This is a genomic window from Microbacterium sp. ISL-59, from assembly GCF_018613945.1.
Taxonomy (GTDB): Bacteria; Actinomycetota; Actinomycetes; order Actinomycetales; family Microbacteriaceae; genus Microbacterium; species Microbacterium oxydans_B.
The window spans coordinates 400,052-421,225 of record NZ_JAGGPG010000004.1; the positions used below are offsets into that span (position 1 = coordinate 400,052).

28 protein-coding genes are annotated in these 21,174 nt (G+C 67.2%); 27 read left to right on the forward strand and 1 reads right to left on the reverse strand.

Translation table 11 applies throughout. The features are described from left to right. Window position 1: 1 nt before the first annotated feature. The 18 genes from rplX (at window position 2) to rplQ (ending at window position 10,832) form a co-directional block, all read left to right on the forward strand. Window positions 2–361, forward strand: coding sequence for a 50S ribosomal protein L24 (rplX, locus tag J7E45_RS15510; protein WP_215070457.1), 360 nt, complete (start codon window positions 2–4; stop codon window positions 359–361). Next, the gene (gene rplE / locus J7E45_RS15515) at window positions 361–951 is read left to right on the forward strand and encodes a 50S ribosomal protein L5 (RefSeq protein ID WP_091029536.1); all 591 of its coding nucleotides are present in this window, start codon (window positions 361–363) and stop codon (window positions 949–951) included. Before rplX ends, rplE begins: the two co-directional genes overlap by 1 nt. Before the next feature lie 144 nt (window positions 952–1,095). Then, window positions 1,096–1,494, forward strand: a complete 399-nt coding sequence (gene rpsH, locus J7E45_RS15520; RefSeq protein ID WP_029260924.1) for a 30S ribosomal protein S8 — start codon at window positions 1,096–1,098, stop codon at window positions 1,492–1,494. Window positions 1,495–1,500: 6 nt separating this feature from the next. Further along, window positions 1,501–2,037, forward strand: a complete 537-nt coding sequence (gene rplF / locus J7E45_RS15525) for a 50S ribosomal protein L6 (RefSeq protein WP_091029539.1) — start codon at window positions 1,501–1,503, stop codon at window positions 2,035–2,037. Window positions 2,038–2,039: 2 nt separating this feature from the next. Next, complete coding sequence (gene rplR, locus J7E45_RS15530; RefSeq protein WP_029260926.1) at window positions 2,040–2,399, forward strand: 50S ribosomal protein L18; 360 nt, start codon at window positions 2,040–2,042, stop codon at window positions 2,397–2,399. 20 nt (window positions 2,400–2,419) lie between these two features. Next, window positions 2,420–3,112: a 30S ribosomal protein S5 gene (gene rpsE, locus J7E45_RS15535; RefSeq protein WP_374225474.1), complete on the forward strand. Its 693-nt coding sequence runs from the start codon at window positions 2,420–2,422 to the stop codon at window positions 3,110–3,112. Beyond that, window positions 3,112–3,297, forward strand: coding sequence for a 50S ribosomal protein L30 (rpmD, locus tag J7E45_RS15540; protein ID WP_017201575.1), 186 nt, complete (start codon window positions 3,112–3,114; stop codon window positions 3,295–3,297). Before rpsE ends, rpmD begins: the two co-directional genes overlap by 1 nt. After that, the gene (gene rplO / locus J7E45_RS15545; protein WP_091029546.1) at window positions 3,297–3,932 is read left to right on the forward strand and encodes a 50S ribosomal protein L15; all 636 of its coding nucleotides are present in this window, start codon (window positions 3,297–3,299) and stop codon (window positions 3,930–3,932) included. Before rpmD ends, rplO begins: the two co-directional genes overlap by 1 nt. A gap of 182 nt (window positions 3,933–4,114) precedes the next feature. Next, window positions 4,115–5,437: a preprotein translocase subunit SecY gene (gene secY, locus J7E45_RS15550; protein ID WP_029260928.1), complete on the forward strand. Its 1,323-nt coding sequence runs from the start codon at window positions 4,115–4,117 to the stop codon at window positions 5,435–5,437. Beyond that, the gene (locus J7E45_RS15555) at window positions 5,434–6,039 is read left to right on the forward strand and encodes an adenylate kinase (protein WP_167634394.1); all 606 of its coding nucleotides are present in this window, start codon (window positions 5,434–5,436) and stop codon (window positions 6,037–6,039) included. The genes secY and J7E45_RS15555 overlap by 4 nt, the downstream gene beginning before the upstream one ends. 1 nt (window position 6,040) lies before the next feature. After that, window positions 6,041–6,892, forward strand: a complete 852-nt coding sequence (map, locus tag J7E45_RS15560; RefSeq protein WP_215070459.1) for a type I methionyl aminopeptidase — start codon at window positions 6,041–6,043, stop codon at window positions 6,890–6,892. Further along, a complete protein-coding gene (locus tag J7E45_RS15565; protein ID WP_091029557.1) occupies window positions 6,892–7,554 on the forward strand; it encodes a thioredoxin domain-containing protein in 663 nt (220 codons plus the stop codon). Before map ends, J7E45_RS15565 begins: the two co-directional genes overlap by 1 nt. A 165-nt stretch (window positions 7,555–7,719) precedes the next feature. Then, a complete protein-coding gene (infA, locus tag J7E45_RS15570) occupies window positions 7,720–7,941 on the forward strand; it encodes a translation initiation factor IF-1 (protein ID WP_017201569.1) in 222 nt (73 codons plus the stop codon). Between the two features lie 64 nt (window positions 7,942–8,005). After that, window positions 8,006–8,122, forward strand: a complete 117-nt coding sequence (rpmJ, locus tag J7E45_RS15575) for a 50S ribosomal protein L36 (protein WP_005050492.1) — start codon at window positions 8,006–8,008, stop codon at window positions 8,120–8,122. A 178-nt stretch (window positions 8,123–8,300) separates the two neighbouring features. Then, window positions 8,301–8,675, forward strand: coding sequence for a 30S ribosomal protein S13 (rpsM, locus tag J7E45_RS15580; protein WP_091029560.1), 375 nt, complete (start codon window positions 8,301–8,303; stop codon window positions 8,673–8,675). A gap of 31 nt (window positions 8,676–8,706) precedes the next feature. Next, window positions 8,707–9,105 (forward strand): 30S ribosomal protein S11, encoded by a 399-nt coding sequence (rpsK, locus tag J7E45_RS15585; RefSeq protein WP_091029563.1) that lies wholly within the window; start codon window positions 8,707–8,709, stop codon window positions 9,103–9,105. 134 nt (window positions 9,106–9,239) lie between these two features. Next, on the forward strand, window positions 9,240–10,229 hold the full coding sequence (locus J7E45_RS15590; RefSeq protein WP_029260932.1) for a DNA-directed RNA polymerase subunit alpha: 990 nt from the start codon (window positions 9,240–9,242) through the stop codon (window positions 10,227–10,229). Window positions 10,230–10,262: 33 nt separating this feature from the next. Next, window positions 10,263–10,832, forward strand: coding sequence for a 50S ribosomal protein L17 (gene rplQ, locus J7E45_RS15595; RefSeq protein ID WP_167634390.1), 570 nt, complete (start codon window positions 10,263–10,265; stop codon window positions 10,830–10,832). 88 nt (window positions 10,833–10,920) lie between these two features. On the opposite strand, the gene J7E45_RS15600 is transcribed toward rplQ, so the two are convergent. Then, window positions 10,921–11,466 carry a cupin domain-containing protein gene (locus J7E45_RS15600; RefSeq protein ID WP_208617611.1) on the reverse strand — a complete coding sequence of 182 codons (546 nt, stop codon included), beginning with the start codon at window positions 11,464–11,466 and terminating at the stop codon, window positions 10,921–10,923. 175 nt (window positions 11,467–11,641) lie between these two features. Here J7E45_RS15600 and J7E45_RS15605 point away from each other — a divergent pair, with 175 nt between their 5' ends. From J7E45_RS15605 to J7E45_RS15645, 9 genes are all read left to right on the forward strand, one after another. Further along, complete coding sequence (locus J7E45_RS15605) at window positions 11,642–13,240, forward strand: ABC transporter substrate-binding protein (protein ID WP_167634388.1); 1,599 nt, start codon at window positions 11,642–11,644, stop codon at window positions 13,238–13,240. 80 nt (window positions 13,241–13,320) lie between these two features. Beyond that, window positions 13,321–14,343 carry an ABC transporter permease gene (locus tag J7E45_RS15610; protein ID WP_091029574.1) on the forward strand — a complete coding sequence of 341 codons (1,023 nt, stop codon included), beginning with the start codon at window positions 13,321–13,323 and terminating at the stop codon, window positions 14,341–14,343. Next, a complete protein-coding gene (locus tag J7E45_RS15615; RefSeq protein WP_167634386.1) occupies window positions 14,340–15,245 on the forward strand; it encodes an ABC transporter permease in 906 nt (301 codons plus the stop codon). The genes J7E45_RS15610 and J7E45_RS15615 overlap by 4 nt, the downstream gene beginning before the upstream one ends. Further along, a complete protein-coding gene (locus tag J7E45_RS15620) occupies window positions 15,242–16,066 on the forward strand; it encodes an ABC transporter ATP-binding protein (RefSeq protein WP_215070461.1) in 825 nt (274 codons plus the stop codon). Before J7E45_RS15615 ends, J7E45_RS15620 begins: the two co-directional genes overlap by 4 nt. After that, window positions 16,063–16,899 (forward strand): ABC transporter ATP-binding protein, encoded by an 837-nt coding sequence (locus J7E45_RS15625; protein WP_215070464.1) that lies wholly within the window; start codon window positions 16,063–16,065, stop codon window positions 16,897–16,899. The genes J7E45_RS15620 and J7E45_RS15625 overlap by 4 nt, the downstream gene beginning before the upstream one ends. Further along, window positions 16,896–18,122 carry an amidohydrolase family protein gene (locus tag J7E45_RS15630; RefSeq protein ID WP_215070465.1) on the forward strand — a complete coding sequence of 409 codons (1,227 nt, stop codon included), beginning with the start codon at window positions 16,896–16,898 and terminating at the stop codon, window positions 18,120–18,122. The genes J7E45_RS15625 and J7E45_RS15630 overlap by 4 nt, the downstream gene beginning before the upstream one ends. After that, window positions 18,119–19,828: a DUF885 domain-containing protein gene (locus tag J7E45_RS15635; RefSeq protein WP_215070466.1), complete on the forward strand. Its 1,710-nt coding sequence runs from the start codon at window positions 18,119–18,121 to the stop codon at window positions 19,826–19,828. Before J7E45_RS15630 ends, J7E45_RS15635 begins: the two co-directional genes overlap by 4 nt. Continuing rightward, window positions 19,825–20,214 (forward strand): nuclear transport factor 2 family protein, encoded by a 390-nt coding sequence (locus J7E45_RS15640; RefSeq protein WP_215070467.1) that lies wholly within the window; start codon window positions 19,825–19,827, stop codon window positions 20,212–20,214. Before J7E45_RS15635 ends, J7E45_RS15640 begins: the two co-directional genes overlap by 4 nt. Before the next feature lie 29 nt (window positions 20,215–20,243). Next, complete coding sequence (locus J7E45_RS15645; protein WP_215070468.1) at window positions 20,244–21,173, forward strand: dihydrodipicolinate synthase family protein; 930 nt, start codon at window positions 20,244–20,246, stop codon at window positions 21,171–21,173. The last annotated feature ends 1 nt before the right edge of the window (window position 21,174 follow it).

Here is a 21,174-nt window from a genome sequence, read left to right on the forward strand (position 1 = left end):
CATGGCGAAGATCAAGAAGGGTGACCTGGTTCAGGTCATCACCGGTGCCACGCACGAGCGTGGCGGCGACCGTGGCAAGCAGGGCAAGGTCCTCGACGTGCTCGGCGACAAGAACCGCGTGATCGTCGAAGGCGTGAACTACGTCACCAAGCACACCCGCGTCGGACAGACGCAGCGTGGCACCAAGACCGGAGGCATCGAGACCGTCGAAGCCTCCATCCACATCTCGAACGTCGCACTCGTCGACCCCTCGACCAAGAAGCCGACCAAGGTCGGCCACCGGGTCGAGGAGCAGACCAAGGACGGCGTCAAGCGCACCGTCCGCGTGCGGTACGCGAAGAAGAGCGGTAAGGACCTCTGATGAGCACCGACACTGCCGCGCCGGCTGGCAAGATCCAGCCGCGCCTGAAGCAGAAGTACAACAGCGAGATCAAGAAGGCTCTGCAGGAAGAGTTCGGCTACGCGAACGTCATGCAGATCCCCGGACTGGTCAAGGTCGTCGTGAACACCGGTGTCGGCGAGGCAGCTCGCGACAGCAAGGTGATCGATGGTGCGGTCGACGACCTCACCAAGATCACCGGCCAGAAGCCGATCGTCACGAAGGCCCGCAAGTCCATCGCGCAGTTCAAGCTGCGTGAGGGCCAGGCCATCGGCGCGCACGTCACCCTCCGCGGTGACCGCGCGTGGGAGTTCGTTGACCGTCTCGTGTCGCTGGCACTGCCCCGTATCCGCGACTTCCGCGGTCTCTCGGGCAAGCAGTTCGACGGCAACGGCAACTACACCTTCGGTCTCCAGGAGCAGAGCGTGTTCCACGAGATCGATCAGGACAAGATCGACCGGGTTCGCGGTTTCGACATCACCGTCGTCACCACCGCGAAGACGGATGACGAGGGTCGGGCACTGCTCCGTCACCTCGGCTTCCCGTTCCGCTCGGAAGACGCACAGGCGTGACTCTTCGACAGGCTCAGGGACCCACGGGTTGCTGAGCCTGTCGAAGCACTCGCCGACATGCACCTACAATTGAAGATTGCGTGTCATCGCAGGCCGTCTGTCGTGTAACGGCAGCCGGAACCTCATGAACAAAGGAAAACAACAATGACAATGACAGACCCGGTCGCAGATCTGCTGACCCGTCTGCGTAACGCGAACTCGGCGCACCACGATTCCGTGACCCTGCCGTCGAGCAAGCTCAAGACGAACATCGCTCAGATCCTCCAGCAGGAGGGCTACATCGCCGGCTGGGAGACCTCTGACGCCCGCGTCGGACAGAACCTCACGCTGACGCTGAAGTACGGTCCCAACCGTGAGCGCTCGATCGCTGGTATCAAGCGCGTCTCGAAGCCCGGCCTCCGCGTCTACGCGAAGTCCACCGAGCTCCCCACGGTCCTCGGCGGTCTCGGCGTGGCCATCCTGTCCACCTCCTCCGGTCTTCTCACCGACCGTCAGGCTGAGCAGAAGGGCGTGGGCGGAGAAGTTCTCGCCTACGTGTGGTAATTCGAAATGTCGCGTATTGGACGACTTCCCATCGACGTTCCCGCGGACGTGACCGTTTCGGTCGCAGGCCGCGTGGTCTCGGTGAAGGGCCCCAAGGGTGAGCTCACCCTCACGGTGGCCAACCCCATCGAGGTCGCGGTCGAGGAGAACCAGGTTCTGGTCTCCCGTCCCGACGACGAGCGCGAGTCGCGGTCGCTTCACGGCCTGACCCGCACGCTCATCAACAACAACATCATCGGCGTGACCCAGGGCTACACCAAGGGTCTCGAGGTCGTCGGCACCGGTTACCGCGTGCAGCAGAAGGGGAGCTCGGTCGAGTTCGCCCTCGGCTTCTCGCACCCGGTTCTGATCGACCCGCCCGCCGGCATCACGCTCACGGTCGAGGGCACCACCAAGCTCACCGTCAGCGGGATCGACAAGCAGGCTGTCGGCGAGGCAGCTGCCAACATCCGCAAGATCCGCAAGCCCGAGCCGTACAAGGGCAAGGGTGTGCGCTACGCCGGCGAGAACGTGCGTCGCAAGGCCGGAAAGAGTGGTAAGTAACCATGGCTCTCAAGTCAAAGTCTGACGCCCGCGCGCGTCGTCACGCCCGCCTTCGCAAGAAGGTCGTCGGCACCGAGGTGCGTCCGCGCCTCGTCGTCAACCGCTCGGCCCGCCACGTCTTCGTGCAGCTGGTCGACGACAGCAAGGGTCACACCGTGGCGTCGGCATCGACGCTCGAGACCGACCTGCGCTCGCTCGAGGGTGACAAGACCGCCAAGGCCCGCAAGGTCGGCGAGCTCCTCGCCGAGCGTGCGAAGGCTGCCGGCGTTTCCGAGGCAGTGTTCGACCGTGGCGGTAACCGCTACGCCGGTCGTGTCGCCGCCATCGCCGACGGCGCCCGCGAAGGGGGTCTGGCACTGTGAGTGACAACAAGGAGAACGAAGTGACCGAAACGGCTGCTGCCGCTCCCGAGGCGGCCGCTGTCGTCTCTGAGACGGCCGCCGGCACGACCCAGGCTGAGCCTGCTCGCGAAGGCCGCCGTGGCGGCGGTCGCGATCGCAACCAGGGTGGCGGCCGCGACCGCAACTCGCGCGACCGTGGCGACAACCAGTTCCTGGAGCGCGTCGTCACCATCAACCGCGTCTCGAAGGTCGTGAAGGGTGGTCGTCGCTTCAGCTTCACCGCCCTCGTGGTCGTCGGTGACGGCAACGGTCTGGTCGGCGTCGGCTACGGCAAGGCCCGAGAGGTCCCCCTGGCGATCTCGAAGGGTGTCGAAGAGGCCAAGCGCAACTTCTTCCGCGTTCCGCGCGTCGGCAGCACCATCCCGCACCCGGTGCAGGGTGAGGCCGCCGCTGGTGTGGTCCTGCTCCGTCCGGCCGCTGCCGGTACCGGTGTCATCGCCGGTGGTCCGGTCCGCGCCGTGCTCGAGTGCGCCGGTATCCACGACGTGCTGTCGAAGTCGCTCGGTTCGTCGAACACGATCAACATCGTGCACGCGACGGTCACCGCCCTGAAGCAGCTTGAGGAGCCTCGTGCGGTCGCCGCTCGTCGCGGTCTCGAGTTCGACCAGGTCGCCCCTGCCCGCCTCGTGCGTGCAGAGGCCGAGGCCATCGCCGCACAGAAGGTAGGTGCCTGATGGCCGCGCGACTGAAGGTCACGCAGATCAAGTCCAAGGTGAGCGAGAAGCAGAACCAGCGTGACACGCTGCGCAGCCTCGGTCTCAAGCGGATCGGTGACACCACCGTCCGCCCCGACGACGCGCAGACGCGCGGTTACGTCAAGACCGTCGCACACCTCGTCAAGGTTGAGGAGATCGACTAATGGCTGAGAAGAACGAGGCCGTCGAGGCCGAGAAGGCCCCGAAGAAGGCTGCAGCTCCCAAGGCTGCTGCTGCAAAGAAGCCCGCTGCGAAGAAGGCTCCGGCCAAGACCGCTGCGTCCGCCGCCAAGGCTGACGCTCCGGCCAAGAAGCCGGCCGCCAAGAAGGCTGCGCCGGCGAAGGATGCTCCGGCATCCCGCCCCGGCGTGCTGAAGGTGCACCACCTGCGTCCGGTCCCCGGATCCAACACCGCCAAGACTCGCGTCGGCCGTGGTGAGGGTTCCAAGGGTAAGACCGCTGGTCGTGGTACCAAGGGCACCAAGGCGCGCAACACCGTTCGCGTCGGCTTCGAGGGTGGGCAGATGCCGCTGCACATGCGCACCCCGAAGCTGCGCGGGTTCAAGAACCCGTTCCGCGTCGAGTACCAGGTCGTGAACCTGGAGAAGCTCGCGGAGCTGTACCCCAAGGGTGGCGATGTCACCATCGGCGACCTGGTCGCCAAGGGTGCCGTTCGCAAGAACGAGAAGGTCAAGGTTCTCGGAAACGGCGACATCGCCGTGAAGCTCACCGTTTCGGTCGACAAGGTCTCGGGTTCTGCCGAGCAGAAGATCGTCGCGGCGGGCGGATCCGTCAAGTAACCGCAAGATGAGAGGGGCCGGAGATTCTCCGGCCCCTCTCGTCGTTTCACACTCCGAGACCTCGCTCTGGGGCCGCATCCGGCGGGCCTGGTATCGGTGACGAATTCCGGGAACCCCGGATTGCGTTACCCTGGTCTTTCAGCCGTCCTTCGGGAATCGGCAACTTTTCAGGAGGAACGTCCTTGTTTAGCGCCATCGCGCGGATCTTCCGCACCCCGGACCTGCGTCGGAAGATCGGTTTCACCCTCGCCATCATCGCGATCTACCGTCTCGGCTCCAACGTCCCTGCGCCGTTCGTGAACTTCCCGAACGTCGAGGAGTGCCTTGCGGCGAACGCGGGCACCGACGGCCTGCTCGGACTGGTCAACCTCTTCTCCGGCGGTGCACTGCTGCAGCTGTCGATCTTCGCCCTCGGCGTCATGCCGTACATCACGGCGACGATCATCACGCAGCTGCTCCGCGTGGTCATCCCGCACTTCGAGGCACTGCACAAGGAAGGACAGGCCGGTCAGGCCCGTCTGACCCAGTACACGCGGTACCTCACCATCGCTCTCGCGCTGCTGCAGTCGACGACTCTCGTCACGGTGGCGCGCAGCGGCCAGCTCTTCGGCTCGACCGATCTCGCGGCCTGCCAGCAGCTCCTGACGAACGACGTGTGGTGGGCGCAGCTGCTCATCATCATGACCATGACGGCCGGTACCGGTCTCATCATGTGGTTCGCCGAGCTCGTCACCGAGCGTGGCATCGGCAACGGCATGTCGCTCCTCATCTTCACCTCGATCGCCGCGACGTTCCCCGGCGCCATGGGCCTCATCTGGCAGACCAAGGGCTTCGAGGTCTTCCTGCTGGTGCTGCTGGTCGGAATCATCGTCATGGGGCTCGTCGTCTTCGTCGAGCAATCGCAACGACGGATCCCCGTCCAGTACGCGAAGCGCATGGTCGGTCGCCGCACGTACGGCGGCACCAACACGTACATCCCGATCAAGGTGAACATGGCGGGTGTGATCCCCGTGATCTTCGCGTCGTCGCTTCTCTACATCCCGGCACTCATCGCGCAGTTCAACACTCCGCAGGACGGATCGACGCCGCCCGAGTGGGTCAGCTGGATCACCGCGAACTTCACCACGGGCAACAGCCCGGTGTACATGGCCGCGTACTTCCTGCTGATCATCGGTTTCACCTACTTCTACGTGGCGATCACGTTCAACCCGGTCGAGGTCGCGGACAACATGAAGAAGTACGGCGGGTTCATCCCCGGCATCCGTGCGGGCCGCCCGACGGCCGAGTACCTCGACTACGTGCTCACTCGCATCACGCTCCCGGGCTCGCTGTACCTCGGCCTGATCGCGCTCATCCCGCTGATCGCACTGGCCACGGTCGGCGCGAACCAGAACTTCCCGTTCGGCGGCGCCTCGATCCTCATCATCGTCGGTGTGGGTCTCGAGACGGTCAAGCAGATCGACGCGCAGCTGCAGCAGCGACACTATGAAGGGCTCCTCCGATGACAGCATCCGCCCGTCTTCTCATCGTCGGCCCGCAGGGTTCCGGCAAAGGCACGCAGGGCGTGCGCATCGCCGAGTCCTACGGCATCCCGGTCGTGTCGACCGGTGACATCTTCCGCGCGAACATCAAGGAGGGGACGCCGCTGGGCCAGCAGGTCACGGCGATCCTCGACAAGGGTGACCTCGTTCCGGATGAGTTGACGAGCGAGATCGTGCGCGATCGGCTGTCCCAGGAAGACGCGGCGCACGGATTCCTGCTCGACGGGTATCCGCGCAACACCGCGCAGGTCGCCCACCTGGAGTCGTTCCTCGCGGAGCGGGGGGAGTCGCTCGACGCGGTCATCCTCCTCGACGTGCCGCGCGAGGAGAGCCTGGAGCGTCTGACGCTCCGCGCCACCGAGCAGGGCCGCTCCGACGACACCCCGGAGGCCATCGGCCACCGCCTCGACATTTACGAGCGCGAGACCGCTCCGATCATCGAGGTCTACGGCCCCAAGGGCATCGTGGACCGCATCGACGGCACCGGCGCTCTCGACGACGTCACCGAGCGGATCACGGCGGCCCTGGCCGCCCGCGGTCTTCGCCTCGCGGCCTCCGCTTCCTGAGATGTTCCGCCGGTCGATCTACAAGACCCCGGCTCAGCTGCGAGCCATGGTCGAGCCGGGTCTCATCACGGCCGCAGCGCTGGAGGCCGTCCGCCCGTTGATCAAGGCCGGCGTCACGACGCTCGAGCTGGACGCGGTGGCGAACCGTACGATCCTTGCCCGTGGCGCGGAGTCGAACTTCCAGCTGGTGCGCGGCTACCACCACACGACCTGCATCTCGGTGAACGAGCAGGTCGTGCACGGGATCCCGGGTGAGCGGGTGTTGCAGCCGGGCGACATCGTGTCGGTCGACTGCGGCGCGCAGTTCAAGGGCTGGAACGGCGACAGCGCGATCACGGTCGTCGTCCCCGACCCGGAGCGGCCCGAACTGGTCGCGCAGCGCGAAGAGCTCTCCCGCGTGACCGAGGGATCCCTGTGGGCGGGGATCGCCGCGATGGCATCCGTCTCGTCGATCGATGAGATCGGCGCGGCCATCCAGGGCTACATCGAGGCGCAGGGGCCCTCAGTGGTCTCGGGGGAGTCGTACGGCATCCTCCGCGAGTACGTCGGGCACGGCATCGGCCGCAAGATGCACGAGGCCCCCAGCGTCTTCAACTACCGCACTCCCGACCGCGGCGAAGAAGTCAAGCCCGGCCTCGTTCTCGCGATCGAGCCGATGGTCACGGCGGGTGGGGATTCGACGTTCATCGAGGACGATGACTGGACCGTCACGACGGTCGACGGCACGGACGGCTCCCATTGGGAACATAGCGTCGCCCTGCATGATGGGGGTATCTGGGTGCTGACTGCGCCCGATGGCGGAAGAGCCGGACTCGCTCCATTCGGAGTCGAGCCTCGAGAGATCGGAAAGTAATGGCAGCGGCGAAGAGCAACACCAACTGGTTCGCGATCGGCGTCTCCATCGCCGTGGTCGTGGTGCTGGTGGCGATCGGTGGACTCGTGGTGTTCCTCAACAACCAGGCCACCGCTCCCGGTGCGGCGCCCAAGAGCGACATCATCAACGAGGAGACCGGCGCGATCTCCTTCGGCGATGGCAAGGACGAGGTCGACACGTTCGTCGACTTCATGTGCCCGATCTGCGGCGACTTCGAGAAGCAGTACGGCGAGCAGCTGCAGGCCGCGGCCGCCGATGGCAAGATCACGCTGAACCTGCACCCGATCTCGATCCTCGACCGCTACTCGCAGAACACCAAGTTCTCGACGCGTGCGGCCGCAGCGGTCTACTGCGTGGCCGAAAAGGCGCCGGAAGCGGCCCTGGACTACTTCAACCTGCTCTTCGCGAACCAGCCGGAGGAGAACAGCGCCGGCCTCACCGACGACGAGCTCGCGGCACTCGCTGAGCAGGCCGGCGGGGGAGCCGCGGCCGACTGCATCGCAGATGGCACGTACATGGACTTCGTCGGGGACCAGACCCAGGCGCACGAGATCGCAGGAACGCCGACCATCGAGGTCAACGGCAAGCGCCTCGACCTGCAGGCCGGCGAGATCACCGAGATGGAGAAGCTGCTCGGTTGATCCGACAGCTCCCCGCCCACGTGCGGTCAAGTTGCCGGATGCCGCCGGAGCGTCTAACATAGATCTTTGGTGCTTTGTGCCTTGATTCGGCGTGTCCGTCGGCGCAGCACCACAATCCAATCACCCACCGCAGATCGACCGATCTGCAGAAGCGTCAGCGAGGCTATGGCTAAGAAAGACGGTGTCATCGAGATCGAGGGCGTGATCTCCGAGGCTCTGCCCAACGCGATGTTCCGCGTTGAGCTCAGCAACGGACACAAGGTCCTTGCAACGATCTCCGGCAAGATGCGGCAGAACTACATCCGTATCATCCCCGAGGACCGTGTGGTCGTGGAGCTCAGCCCCTACGACCTGACCCGCGGCCGTATCGTCTACCGCTACCGCTGATCGGTCGAGAAGTAACGGCCTGCCCCGGTTCGGGGCGGTACGAAGACAGCGAACAGGAAAAATCATGAAGGTCAACCCCAGCGTCAAGCCCATCTGCGATCACTGCAAAGTGATCCGCCGTCACGGCCGCGTCATGGTGATCTGCAAGAGCAACCCGCGTCACAAGCAGCGCCAGGGCTGAGTCCCCGGCGGGACCGCCGATCCGATCGACGGGCCCGAGCTGCGCGGCATCGCTCACGCACATCTCATAACTGAACACACAACGGCAGGATCAGAACCCGCGCGAGCGGGGGACACCTCGGGGCGGAGGCCCGGGCACCGATCCTGTTCCACACCTCCACAACACCCAGGAGAACCGCATGGCACGTCTTGCCGGCGTTGACATCCCGCGCGACAAGCGCGTGGTGATCGCCCTTACCTACATCTACGGCGTCGGCCGTACCCGCTCGGTCGAGATCCTCAAGGCGACGGATATCGACGAGAGCATCCGCGTGAAGGACCTCAGCGACGACCAGCTGATCCTCCTCCGCGACCACATCGAAGGCAACTACAAGGTGGAGGGTGACCTGCGCCGCGAGGTTGCAGCAGACATCCGCCGCAAGGTCGAGATCGGCTCCTACGAGGGCATCCGCCATCGTCGTGGTCTCCCGGTCCGTGGTCAGCGCACCAAGACCAACGCCCGTACCCGCAAGGGCCCGAAGCGCACCGTCGCAGGCAAGAAGAAGGCCCGCTAAGCGCGGCCCCAGGGACTAGGAGAACACTTTCATGGCTGCACCCAAGGCCGCCGCGCGCAAGCCGCGCCGCAAGGAAAAGAAGAACATCGCGCTGGGCCAGGCCCACATCAAGTCGACGTTCAACAACACGATCGTCTCGATCACCGACCCGTCCGGCGCTGTCATCGCGTGGGCATCGTCGGGTGGCGTGGGCTTCAAGGGCTCCCGCAAGTCGACCCCGTACGCCGCAGGTCTTGCTGCCGAGTCCGCTGCCCGCCAGGCCGCGGAGCACGGCGTCAAGAAGGTCGACGTCCTCGTGAAGGGTCCGGGCTCCGGCCGCGAGACCGCGATCCGCTCGCTGCAGGCCGCAGGCCTCGAGGTGGGTTCGATCCAGGACGTCACGCCCCAGGCGCACAACGGCTGCCGTCCGCCGAAGCGCCGCCGCGTCTGATACGCGCCTCGAGCCGCTCGGCCCATTCGTGGTCCGAGCGGCTCGACGCCCGCGTACGGGCATCGACTTCCACAACTCAAAACCTCACCCCACCACATGTCATATAGCGGGCATGTGATCGAAAGGAACACAGAGTGCTTATTGCACAGCGTCCCACACTGACCGAGGAAAAGATCGTCGAGAACCGTAGCCGGTTCATCATCGAGCCTCTGGAGCCCGGCTTCGGTTACACGATCGGCAACGCGCTGCGCCGCAGCCTGCTGTCGTCGATCCCCGGTGCTGCTGTCACCAGCGTTCGCATCGACGGCGTGCTGCACGAGTTCAGCACCATCCCCGGCGTGAAGGAGGATGTCACCGAGATCATCCTCAACATCAAGCAGCTGGTCGTCTCCTCGGAGCGCGACGAGCCCATCACGGCGTACCTGCGCAAGACCGGTTCGGGCGAGGTCACCGCCGCCGACATCTCGGCTCCGGCCGGTGTCGAGGTGCAGAACCCCGAGCTCGTCATCGCGACGCTGAACGAGACCGCGAAGTTCGAGCTCGAGCTCACCATCGAGCGTGGCCGTGGCTACGTCTCGGCGACGCAGAACCGCAACGAGTACGCCGAGGCCGGTCAGATCCCGATCGACTCGATCTACTCGCCGGTCCTCAAGGTCAGCTACCGCGTCGAGGCGACTCGTGCCGGAGAGCGCACCGACTTCGACAAGCTCGTCCTCGACGTCGAGACCAAGTCGGCGATCAGCCCCCGCGACGCCGTCGCTTCGGCTGCCAAGACGCTCACCGAGCTGTTCGGTCTCGCCCGCGAGCTGAACGTCGAGGCCGAGGGCATCGAGATCGGCCCGGCGCCGGTGGAGGCTGTGAACTCCAGCGAGCTGTCGATGCCGATCGAAGACCTCGACCTGTCGGTCCGCTCGTACAACTGCCTGAAGCGTGAGGGCATCAACACTGTTTCGGAGCTCGTCGCCCTGTCGGAGACGCAGCTCATGAACATCCGCAATTTCGGCCAGAAGTCGGTCGACGAGGTGCGCGACAAGCTCATCTCGCTCGGTCTGTCGCTCAAGGATTCGGTGCCCGGTTTCGACGGCGCCCACTTCTACGGCGGCAGCGAAGACGAGTCCTTCTGAAACCCGACCTTTCTGACCAGGAGTTAGACGATTATGCCCAAGCCCACTAAGGGTCCCCGCCTCGGAGGCGGCCCCGCACACGAGCGCCTCATGCTTGCCAACCTCGCGGCGGCGCTCTACACCCACAAGTCGATCAAGACGACCGAGACCAAGGCCAAGCGCCTTCGTCCGCTCGCCGAGCGTCTGATCACCTTCGCCAAGCGTGGCGACCTGCACGCGCGTCGTCGCGTGCTGTCGGTCATCGGTGACAAGGAAGTCGTGCACATCCTGTTCTCCGAGATCGCACCGCTCGTCGCCGAGCGCGAGGGTGGCTACACCCGCATCACGAAGGTCGGCAACCGCAAGGGCGACAACGCTCCGATGGCCGTGATCGAGCTCGTTCTCGAGCCCGTCACCCCGAAGGCGAAGTCGACCAAGAAGGCTGCTGCTGCGCCCAAGGCCGAGAAGGCTGAGAAGGCGGAGAAGCCCGCCGAGGTCGTCGAGGAGGCTCCTGCTGAGGAGGCTCCCGCCGAGGACGCTGCCGAGGCCGGCGCCGAGTCGCAGGCCGAGGGCGAAGCAGCCGAGGCTGCCGCCGAGGACGCTGTCGAGAAGAAGTCCGAGTAAGCACTTCGCTCACGAAGAAGCCCGCCGCCCCGTTTCGGGGTGGCGGGCTTCTTCGTTTCCCGGATGCCGGTGGTCGCACCGGGGGATGTCAGGGGGACGGGGGAGTGACCGAGACGACGATCGAGGTCATCGCGTCGCTGTCGTTGAAGTAGCGATGCGGCTGGCGGGAATCGAAGGTGATCGACTCGCTGCCCACGATCACATACGTCTGCCCGGCGATCTCGACGGTGAGTTCGCCGCTGATCACGAAGACGCACTCGGTCGACGGGTGACCCCAGGGGTGCGTGGAGCTCGCGGCTCCCGGAGGGATGTCGGCGGTGAGGACCTCGAGGTCTCCGCGCCCCGGGGTGAGGCGCTCGTAGACGAAGCCGGCGTCGGACCCGCTGAGCCGATGCCGGGCTCCCGGGCGACTGACGGAGACGTTCGGCGCATCGGGATCACTGAACAGCGTGGCTATCGAGGCTTCGAACACCTGGGCGAGCTTCCGCAGCGAGCCGAGACTCGGATCGGCTGAGCCGCTCTCGATCTGGCTGAGCATGCTGACCGAGAGACCGGACAGGTCGGAGAGCTGCCGCAGGGTGAGACCCTTCGCGGCCCTGAGGGACTTGAGGCGTTCGCCGAGCACGAGATTCATCGATCCTTTCGATCGAACGGATGACTGTTGCATGTTCGATTTCAATGTGATTGTATCTTTTAATCGGATTGAAAATCTCGATCAGATTGAAATCCGTTCCCCGAACGCGCGAGCAACCGGATCAACTTCCCAGAACTCTACTGCGTCCTGCCTCATGATCACAGGAAGATCGACGATGACTTCATCCTTCGCGAAACCCCTCGCCCTGGCCTCATCTCTCGCCGTGGCCGCACTCGTGCTCGCCGGTTGTTCAGCTTCATCGAACAACGCAGCCTCGGGCGGCGGTGAGACCCTCACGGTCGACACCTCGTTCGTGCTGAAGACCCTCGACCCGGGACTCGTCTACGAGCAGACCGGCAACATCATCGTGCACGCGCTGTACGACACGCTCGTGACGTACGAAGGCTCCGACGTCACGACCGTCGTGCCGGAACTCGCCAGTGAGTGGGTGCAGTCCGACGACGGCACGACCTGGACCTTCACCCTGAACCCGGATGCCACGTTCGCCGACGGCTCCGCCGTGACCGCGGACGATGTCGTGTTCAGCCTCACCCGCCTGCAGAACCTCAAGGGATCCTCTTCCCAGACCGTCGAGGGACTGACCTTCGCGGCGGACGGCGACGACACCGTCGTCGTGACCAGCCCGACCCCGAACCCGAACGTCCCGGTCGTCCTCGCGATGCCGGCAGCGAGCATCCTGAACGCCGAGGAGGCGGAGAAGCTCGGAGCGACCGACGCGGCCGATGCAGCCTCCGCGGACACGGTCGGCACGCAGCTCGACGAGGCCAGCCTCGGTTCGGGTCCGTACAAGATCAAGAGCTACGACTCGAGCTCGAAGGTCGTGCTCGAGGTGAACGAGGACTACTGGGGCGACGCCCCGGCGTACTCGCGCGTGGTCGTGCAGAACGTCGACGTGCAGAACCAGAAGCTCACGATCTCCCGCGCCAAGGCCGATGAGATCGCCCTCGACCTCTCGGGCCCGCAGGCCGCCGAGCTCTCCGACGACCTCCAGGTCTCCGGGGTCGCCGACACGTCGTACTTCCTCAGCGTGAACCAGGACCCCGCCGTCTCGGAGATCACCTCCAACCCGGCGTTCCTCGCGGCGCTGCGTGCCAGCGTCGACGGCGCAGGCATCGCTGAGATCTTCGGTGAGGGTGCGACGGCCGCGGCCGGTCTCGTCCCGCCCGCATTCGGTGGCGCGCTCGACGAGTCCGAGGTACAGCCGCAGGACATCGAGAAGGCGAAGTCGCTTCTCGAGGAGGCGGGCATCTCCTCGCCGAAGGTGAACCTCGTCTACCCGGCGATCACGTACCGCGGCGTCGACCTCGGCACCATCGTCACGAAGGTGCAGCAGGACGCGAAGAAGGCCGGCATCGAGATCGAGCTGCAGCCCGAGCCGATCAACGTCTTCCTGCAGTCGCAGTCCGAGGGCAAGAACGAGATCAACTTCTCGCCGAACAGCCTGAACTACCCGGCCGCGGACTCGCTCGTGAACAACATGGCACCCGGTGCGTCGACCTCGACGCGTGCGGGATGGACCGTGGAGCGCGCCGACCCGCGGGCCGTCGAAGCCAGCGACGCCGTGAACGCCGAGGTGACGCCGGAAGGGCGTGCCGAGGCCATGATCGCCTGGCAGAAGGTCATGAACGAGACTTCGCCCTTCGTGGTTCTCGCGAACAACGCCGGCATCGTCGTCGCCACCTCGAACCTGGTCGGTGCCTCATACACGCCGGCAGGCTGGACGGTCGACCTCGCGGCCATCTCCGCGAAGTAGTCCGCCGCGGTCGGCCGCCTGTCCCTCCTGTCGGGCGGCCGACCTCCGGTTCTCACCACCTCACCGAAGGCGAACGAGCAATGCCAGCCCTCCTACAGATGATCGGCCGCCGGCTGATCAGCGCGATCATCCTCCTCTGGGGGGTCACCCTCGTGACGTTCGCGCTCATGACCATCGTCCCCGGGGACCCGGCCGCCGCGAACCTGTCGCAGCAGGCCTACGACGACCCCGAGCTGCGCGCCGCGTTCGAGCAGAAGTGGGGGTTGGACCAGCCCATCTGGGTGCAGTACGGCCGCTACATCGCGAACCTCTTCCAGGGTGATCTCGGTATCTCGCAGCAGACCCACCGCCCGATCACCCAGGACCTCGCGCAGTACATCCCCGCGACGCTCGAGGTGGCGCTCCCCGCCATGATCCTCGCGATCATCATCGCCGTGGCACTCGGCATGATCGCCGCCACCCGCAAGGGCTCGGCCATCGACGGCGGCATCCGCGGCGTGTCCCTCGTCGGGCTCTCGACCCCGCCGTTCTGGCTCGCCCTGGTCGCTCTGTACGTCTTCTTCTACGCGCTCGGACTCGTCCCCAACGGCGGGCGACTGAGCAACGAGTACGACCCGCCGCCCACCGTCACCGGCATGTACTCGCTGGACGCCGTGTTCGCCGGGCAGTGGGACGTGTTCGCCGACGCCGTCTGGCACCTCATCCTCCCCGTCGGCATCCTCACCGCGCTCACCGTCTCGGGCCTGCTGCGCTTCGTGCGCTCCGCCATGATCGAGGTGCTGGACGCCGAGTACATCCGCGCCGCCACCGCGAAGGGCCTGCCGGCGCGGACTATCACCTGGCGGCACGTCTTCAAAGCAGGTCTGCTTCCCGTGCTCACCGTGACCGGGCTGATGTTCGCGTCCCTGCTCGGTGGCGCCGTGCTCGTCGAGCAGGTGCTCTCGTGGCCGGGGCTCGGGCAGTACGCCTACAAGAGCGCGCTGTCGCTCGATCTGCAGGCGATCCTCGGCGTGACGCTGTTCATCGCCGTCGTCTACACCTTGATCAACCTCCTGGTCGACGTGCTCTACACGATCGTGGACCCCCGGATCGGAGCGAAATGACCATCCTGTCCTCCGACCGGCTCGCCGTCGCGAAGGAGCCGCGTCGCCGCGGATTCCGTCGCAGCCGCCGGTTCACCCCGCGCACGTCGTTCTGGACGCCCGTGACCGTGATCTCCTTCGGCGTGATCGCCGCATGGATCCTCGCGGCGCTCCTCGCCCCGGTCATCGCGCCGTACGATCCGCTCGAGACGAGCGGTCCGTTCCTGGACGCACCGTCCGCCGCGCACTGGATGGGGACGGACGACCTCGGTCGCGACGTGCTGAGCCGTGTCATCTACGGCGCCCAGCTCTCGCTGCCGCTCGCCCTCGCGATCGTCGTGTTCTCGCTCCTGGTCGGCGGGAGCGTCGGCCTCGCGGCGGGATACTTCGGCAAGGCGGCGGACAACGTCCTGATGCGCGTGGCCGACCTCGTGCTGGCGTTCCCGCAGATCATCCTCGCCATGGCGGTCGCCGCGGCCTTCGGGCCGAGCGTCGGCAATGCCGTGCTCGCCCTCGTGATCGTCTCCTGGCCGCTGTACGCGCGGATCATCCGCAGCTCGGTGCTCAGCGTGCGCGAGCAGGAGTACGTCTTCTCCGGTCGGCTGCTCGGGTCGACGACCCTGAAGTCCATCGTCAAGGACGTGATCCCCAACAGCGCCGGCCCGGCGCTCGTGATGGCGACGATCGAGCTCGGCAACGCCATCCTCATGCTCGCCGCGCTGTCGTTCCTGGGCCTCGGCCCCCGGCCCCCGGCTGCGGAATGGGGCGCGATGATCGCCCTCGGCTCGCAGAACCTCGGGAACTGGTGGATCAGCCTGTTCCCCGGCCTCGCGATCCTCACGATCGTGATGGCCTTCAACTTGCTGGGAGACGCCGTTCAGGACTACCTGGATCCCCGCTCACGGAATGCGAGGAAGCGATGAGTGACGCGACGCTGCTCTCGATCGAGGACCTCTCCGTCGTCATGCCGACGCCGGAGGGCGAGATCGAGCTCGTGCACGACACGAGCATCCGGATCGGACAGGGTGAGGTCGTCGGCCTCGCCGGCGAGAGCGGCTCGGGAAAGAGCATGACGGCCTCAGCGGTCATGGGCATCCTTCCCGAGGGCGCGACCGCCTCCGGCCGGGTCCTGTTCGAGGGGCGGGACCTGCTGACCCTCAGCACCCGGGAGCTCAACGAGGTGCGCGGAAACCGCATCTCGATCGTGTTCCAGGATCCGACCGCGGCACTGCACCCGCTGCTGCGGATCGGCACGCAGATCACCGAGCACCTCATCCACCACACCGGTGTGAGCCAGAAGCAGGCGCAGGCGCGAGCGATCGAGCTGCTCGATCTCGTGCGCATCCGCGACCCGCACCAGGCGATCACGGCGTATCCGCACCAGTTCTCCGGAGGCATGCGCCAGCGTGCGGCCATCGCGATCGCGCTCGCGTGCGAGCCCCGCCTGCTGATCGCCGACGAGCCCACCACCGCGCTCGACGTCACGGTGCAGGCCGGCATCCTCCGCCTGTTCGACCGCCTGGCGCGCGAGACGGGGGTGTCGATGCTGTTCATCACGCACGACCTCGGGGTGATGAGCGCGATCGCCGACCGGACCTACATCTTCAAGGACGGCACCGTCGTCGAGCACGGTCCGACCACCGAGATCCTCAACACGCCGTCGCACGAGTACACCCGCGCGCTGATCGCATCCAGGGCGCAGTCACTGGCCGCGCAGCGCACCCACCGAGGAGGCGCACGATGAGCGCGTTGGAGATCGATGACGTCGTCGTCACGCACCGCCGGCGCGGAGCCCCGCCCGTGCACGCGGTGAAGGGCGTCTCGCTGACCGTGGAGCGAGGGCAGATCGTCGGACTCGTGGGGGAGTCGGGATGCGGCAAGTCGTCGCTGGCCCGGGTCGCCGTCGGCATCGACCGTCCGACCTCGGGCGCGGTGCGCTTCGACGGAGAGCCGCTGCATCCGCTCACGATGCGCCGCCGCCCGAGTCGCGACCGCGGGCTGCAGATGGTGTTCCAGAACCCGTACGCCTCGCTGAGTCCCCGTCGCTCGATCGGAGCGCAGCTGCTGGACGGTGCCCCCGATGCGCTGGAGCGATCCGCCCGTGCCGCCGAGGTCTCGCGACTGCTGCGACTGGTCGGGCTCGACGAGTCGGCCGCCTCTCGCTACCCCACGCAGTTCTCGGGTGGCCAACGGCAACGGCTCGCGATCGCCCGTGCGCTCGCCGCCCAGCCCAGCGTGGTCGTCGCCGATGAGCCGGTCACGGCCCTCGACGCCTTCTCGTCGGCGCAGATCGTCGAGTTGCTGCAGGGCCTCGTCCGCGAGCTCGGCATGGCGATGCTGTTCATCTCGCACGACCTGTCGTTGGTGCGGGCCATCGCCGACGAGACCGCGGTGATGTACGCGGGTGAGATCATCGAGCGCGGTCCCAGCGAACAGCTGTGGCAGCACGCGCAGCACCCGTACACGCAGCGCCTCATCGATGCCATCCCGGAGATCGGCCCGACGAAGCGGCTGCCGGGCAGAGAAGAAGACCTCGCGGAGGCCGTCGCGGCCCCCGCCACGGGAGGAGAAGCATGATCACCATCGCCGAGGACCGCCGCGTCCTCCTCACCGGAGCCCGCATCTTCGACGGGCGCTCCGAGCACCTGCGGGACGGGCTCGACGTCGTCGTCGACGCCGACGGAGTGATCGCGGGGCTCGGCGCCACCGGCACCCTCGATGCCGGCGACGCACGCGTGATCGACCTGGCCGGACGGGTCCTCAGCCCGGGGCTGATCAACATGCACGTGCACCTGGGGCTCGCGCTTCCCGGGACGGCCGGGGCGGAGATCGCCTCCAAAGGCGACCCCGACCTGCTGCTGGTGATGGCCGACAGCGCCCGACGCACCCTGCATGCCGGCGTCACCACCGCGCGGCTGGTCGGCGAGAGCCGCTACCTCGACTTCGCCCTGCGCCGCGGCATCGATGCCGGGATCGTCGCGGGCCCCCGGCTGTACACCGCCGGACACGCGCTGTGCTGCACCGGTGGGCACGGGTGGGAGTCCGACGCACTGGAGGGCGACGGCGCCGACGACCTGCGTCGACTGACGCGCCTCCAGATCCGTCACGGCGCCGACCTGATCAAGGTCTGCATCTCCGGCGGGATCGCGGGAGAGCACGAGCAGATCGACACCCCGCAGCTGACCGACGACGAGATGGCCGCCGTCATCCAGACCGCGCATGACTGGGGCCGCAAGGTCACCGCGCACGTCGGACCGTCCGAGACGCTGCGGCGTGCCATCGAGCTCGGCCTGGACTGCGTCGAGCACGGCTACGAGCTGACCCGTGAGGTCACCGACCTGATGAGCGAGCGCGGCGTCTGGTACGTGCCGACGATCACGGTCAGCCGCTGCGAGGAGTTCTTCGACGCGCAGGGCGTGCCCACCTGGATGAAGGAGCGCGCGCTCGGTGCGGGGCCGCGTCACTGGGAGAGCCTCGAGAACGCGATCGCGAGCGGGGTGCGCATCGCCATGGGCACCGACATGCCTCCCGCCGCGGACTTCGACGGCACGACCGCGACGGTGCGCGAGATGGAGTTCATGGTCGACGCGGGAATGACCTCGCTGGACGTCATGCGCTCGGCCACCTCGTCCGCGGCAGAACTGCTCGGCGTCGACGATCTCGGTGTCGTCGAAGTCGGTGCGCGCGCGGACTTCATCGCCACGGACGCGGACCCGACAGCGGATGTTGCCGCGCTGCGCGGAATCGACTGGGTCATGCAGGGCGGCGCCGTGCTGCGGGACGACCGGGCCGGACGGTGAACACCCCGACCTCGGGCACCTCGACCTCGGGTACCTCGACCGTGCGCATCGCCGACGAGTACGTCGCGACACTCGCCGACCACGAGCCGGCCGCCGCGCAGGCGCTGGGCGTCACCGCGCAGGATCGACTGCCCGATCTCAGCGCCGACTGGGCGGTCGAACGTCGAGCGCTCGCCGTGCGCACGCGCGACGCCCTGGCGACCGTCGAGCCGACGACGGAGGATGCAGCGCTGCACGCCGCTCTTCGCGAACGCATGGACAGCGACATCGCCCTGTTCGACACCGGCTTCACCGCACGGCTGCTCGCACCGCTGGCGACACCGGTGCATCTGGTGCGCGAGGCGTTCGACGACGTCACCGTCACGGATGACGCCGCCGGCGACGAGATCATCACTCGCCTGTCGGGGGTGCCCCGGGCGCTGACCCAGCTCGACGACCGCCTGAAGTGGGCGCGCGCGGCGGGGGAGCGCGGCGAATTCATCGGCACCGGCATCGCCGCGGAACGGCAGGTGCGTGAAGTCGCGAATCAGATCGCGGGCTGGATCGACCCCGACGGAGTCGACTACTTCCGCTCCCTCCGCGCGACAGATCTGTCCGCCTCCCGCCGCATCGCCCTGGATCGTGCGGCACTCGCGGCGACCGAAGCGATGGCGGGCTTCGAGCGGATGCTGCGCGACGAACTGCTTCCGCACGCGCCGCAGCAGGATGCCGTCGGCGAGGGCGTCTACCGCGCCACCGCCCAGAGCTTCCTCGGCACCGAACTCGACCTCGACGAGGTGTACGACTACGGCTGGCACGAACTCGATCGACTGTGGCGGCAGGCACGCGGCGTCGCGGGAGAGATCCTCGGCACCGGCGCGCCGGCAGACGTCTCGGTCGCTGCGCGCACGCTCGCGCAGGACCCGGGGCACCGCGTCGATGCGGATGACGTCGTCGGCTGGCTGCGCGATCGCCTGGACTGGACCCTGGATCGGGTCGACGGCACGGCCTTCGCGCTGCCCGCGGACGTGCGCGATGTCGACATCGTCGTTCCGCGGGCCGCGAAGGGCGTCGTCTACTACACGCCCGGAGCGCCCGACGGCTCGGTGCGCAGCAAGATCGTCTGGACGATCCCCGCCGGAGCGACGTCGGTGCCGACCTGGCAGGAGCTCACGAGTCTCCACCATGAGGGCGTCCCCGGGCACCACCTCGAGCATGCGGTGAACCGGGCCAATGCGTCCCTGCACCCCTGGCAGCGCTACCTGTGCGAGATCCACGGGTATGCCGAGGGCTGGGCGCATTACTCGGAGGCGCTGTCGGACGAGCTGGGTCTGCTGCGCGATGCCCCGGAACGGCTGGGGATGCTGCTCGGACAGCTGTGGCGCACGGTGCGCATCGTCGCCGACATCGGGTTGCACACCGACCGGCCGCTGCGACGCAACGAAGTCACCGACCAGACGGGGTGGACGCCGGCGATCCCCCGCGACTTCCTGGTGCACTACGGCCTCGTCGATCCCGTGACCGCACGGTTCGAGGTGGACCGCTACCTCGGCTGGCCGGGTCAGGCCCTGGCATTCAAGGTCGGCGCGAAGCTCTGGGCCGAGGCGCGCACGGCGAGCACCGCATCCACACTCGACTTCCACACCCGGGCCCTCGCGCTCGGACCGATGGGGCTCGCGCCGCTGCGCGAGCGTCTGCTGCAGGATCTGACGAAGGAACACGCATGACCACCACCGCCGAGCTCGAGAGCTTCATCGTCGCGCTGTACGAGGACCTCGCCGACCGCGCCGCGTTCGACGCGCGCCTCGCCGATGACGTGACGGTGTGGGAGACCCCCTGGCCGACGCTCATGCACGGCATCGCCGAACTCGACGAGCTGCGGGGTCCTGCTGCCGACCCCGACGAGCGCCGGCGGACGCTGCCGAGCGTCGTGCCGACCGGCATCGTCACGAGCGACTTCGGTGACACCGGGGTGATCCGGTACGTGCTGGAGGTGCGCCCTGCGGCGGGCGGGCCGCTGGTCGAAGTGGTGCGCGTCACGGATGTGGTGCGCCGAGACGCGGACGGATGGCGCATCGTGCACCACCACGCCCAGGACATGCCGGTCGAGTGAGTCGGACGAGTCGGAGCAAGGAGAGACAGATGGACCGCAACACCGTCGACTGGCACGGGTACATTCCCGCGATCACCACCCCGTTCACGCGCGAGGGGGAGCTGGATCCCGTCGCGTTCGAGGGGCAGATGCAGTGGCTGGCCGCGCAGGGGATGCACGGCGTCATCCTCGCCGGCACCTCCGGCGAGTGGTTCAGCATGACCGAGGCCGAACGCGCTGAGCTCTTCACCCTCGGCGGTCGTTTCCGCGCGGACATGCGCGTGATCGGCGGCTGCAACGCGTTCACGGCGGCTGAGGCGATCCGGCATGCGCACGCGGCGGAGGAGGCCGGGCTCGACGGCATCCTCGTGACGCCCCCGCCCTACATGGTGCCGACCCGCGAGGAGATCGTGGCCTTCTACCAGGAGGTCTCCGACGGCACCTCGCTCCCCGTCACCGTGTACAACTGGCCGCGTGGCTGCATCGTCGACCTGAGCCCGGACCTCCTGAGCGAACTGGCGGACATCGAGAACGTCGTGGCGATCAAGAACTCGACCGGCGACTTCCGGGCTTTCCTCGACGCCATGTATCTCGTGGAGGATCGCGTGCGCTACTTCGGCGTTCCGACCAACGCGCTGGGAGCAGACCTCGCAACCCTCGGCCACGGTGACGGTCTCATGGGCTCCGGAGCCCCGCTCGGCAACGACCACCCCGGCTTCTGGGATGCGCTCGCCGCGGGGGATCGGGCGCGGGCGATCGAACTCGGCGCTCGCGATCGCGTGGTCATGACCAGCTGGTTCGGGCCGGACTACGGTGCGCAGTTCGGAAACCAGCAGGCGATCATGAAGACTGCTCTGCGCCTGCAGGGCGTTCCGGCCGGTTTCGTCCGCCGCCCCTTGCTCGAACTCTCGACCGAGCAGGTCGAGCGTGTCCGCACCACGCTGGAGGGGCTCGGCATCGCGACCGTGCCGTTGTCGTGAC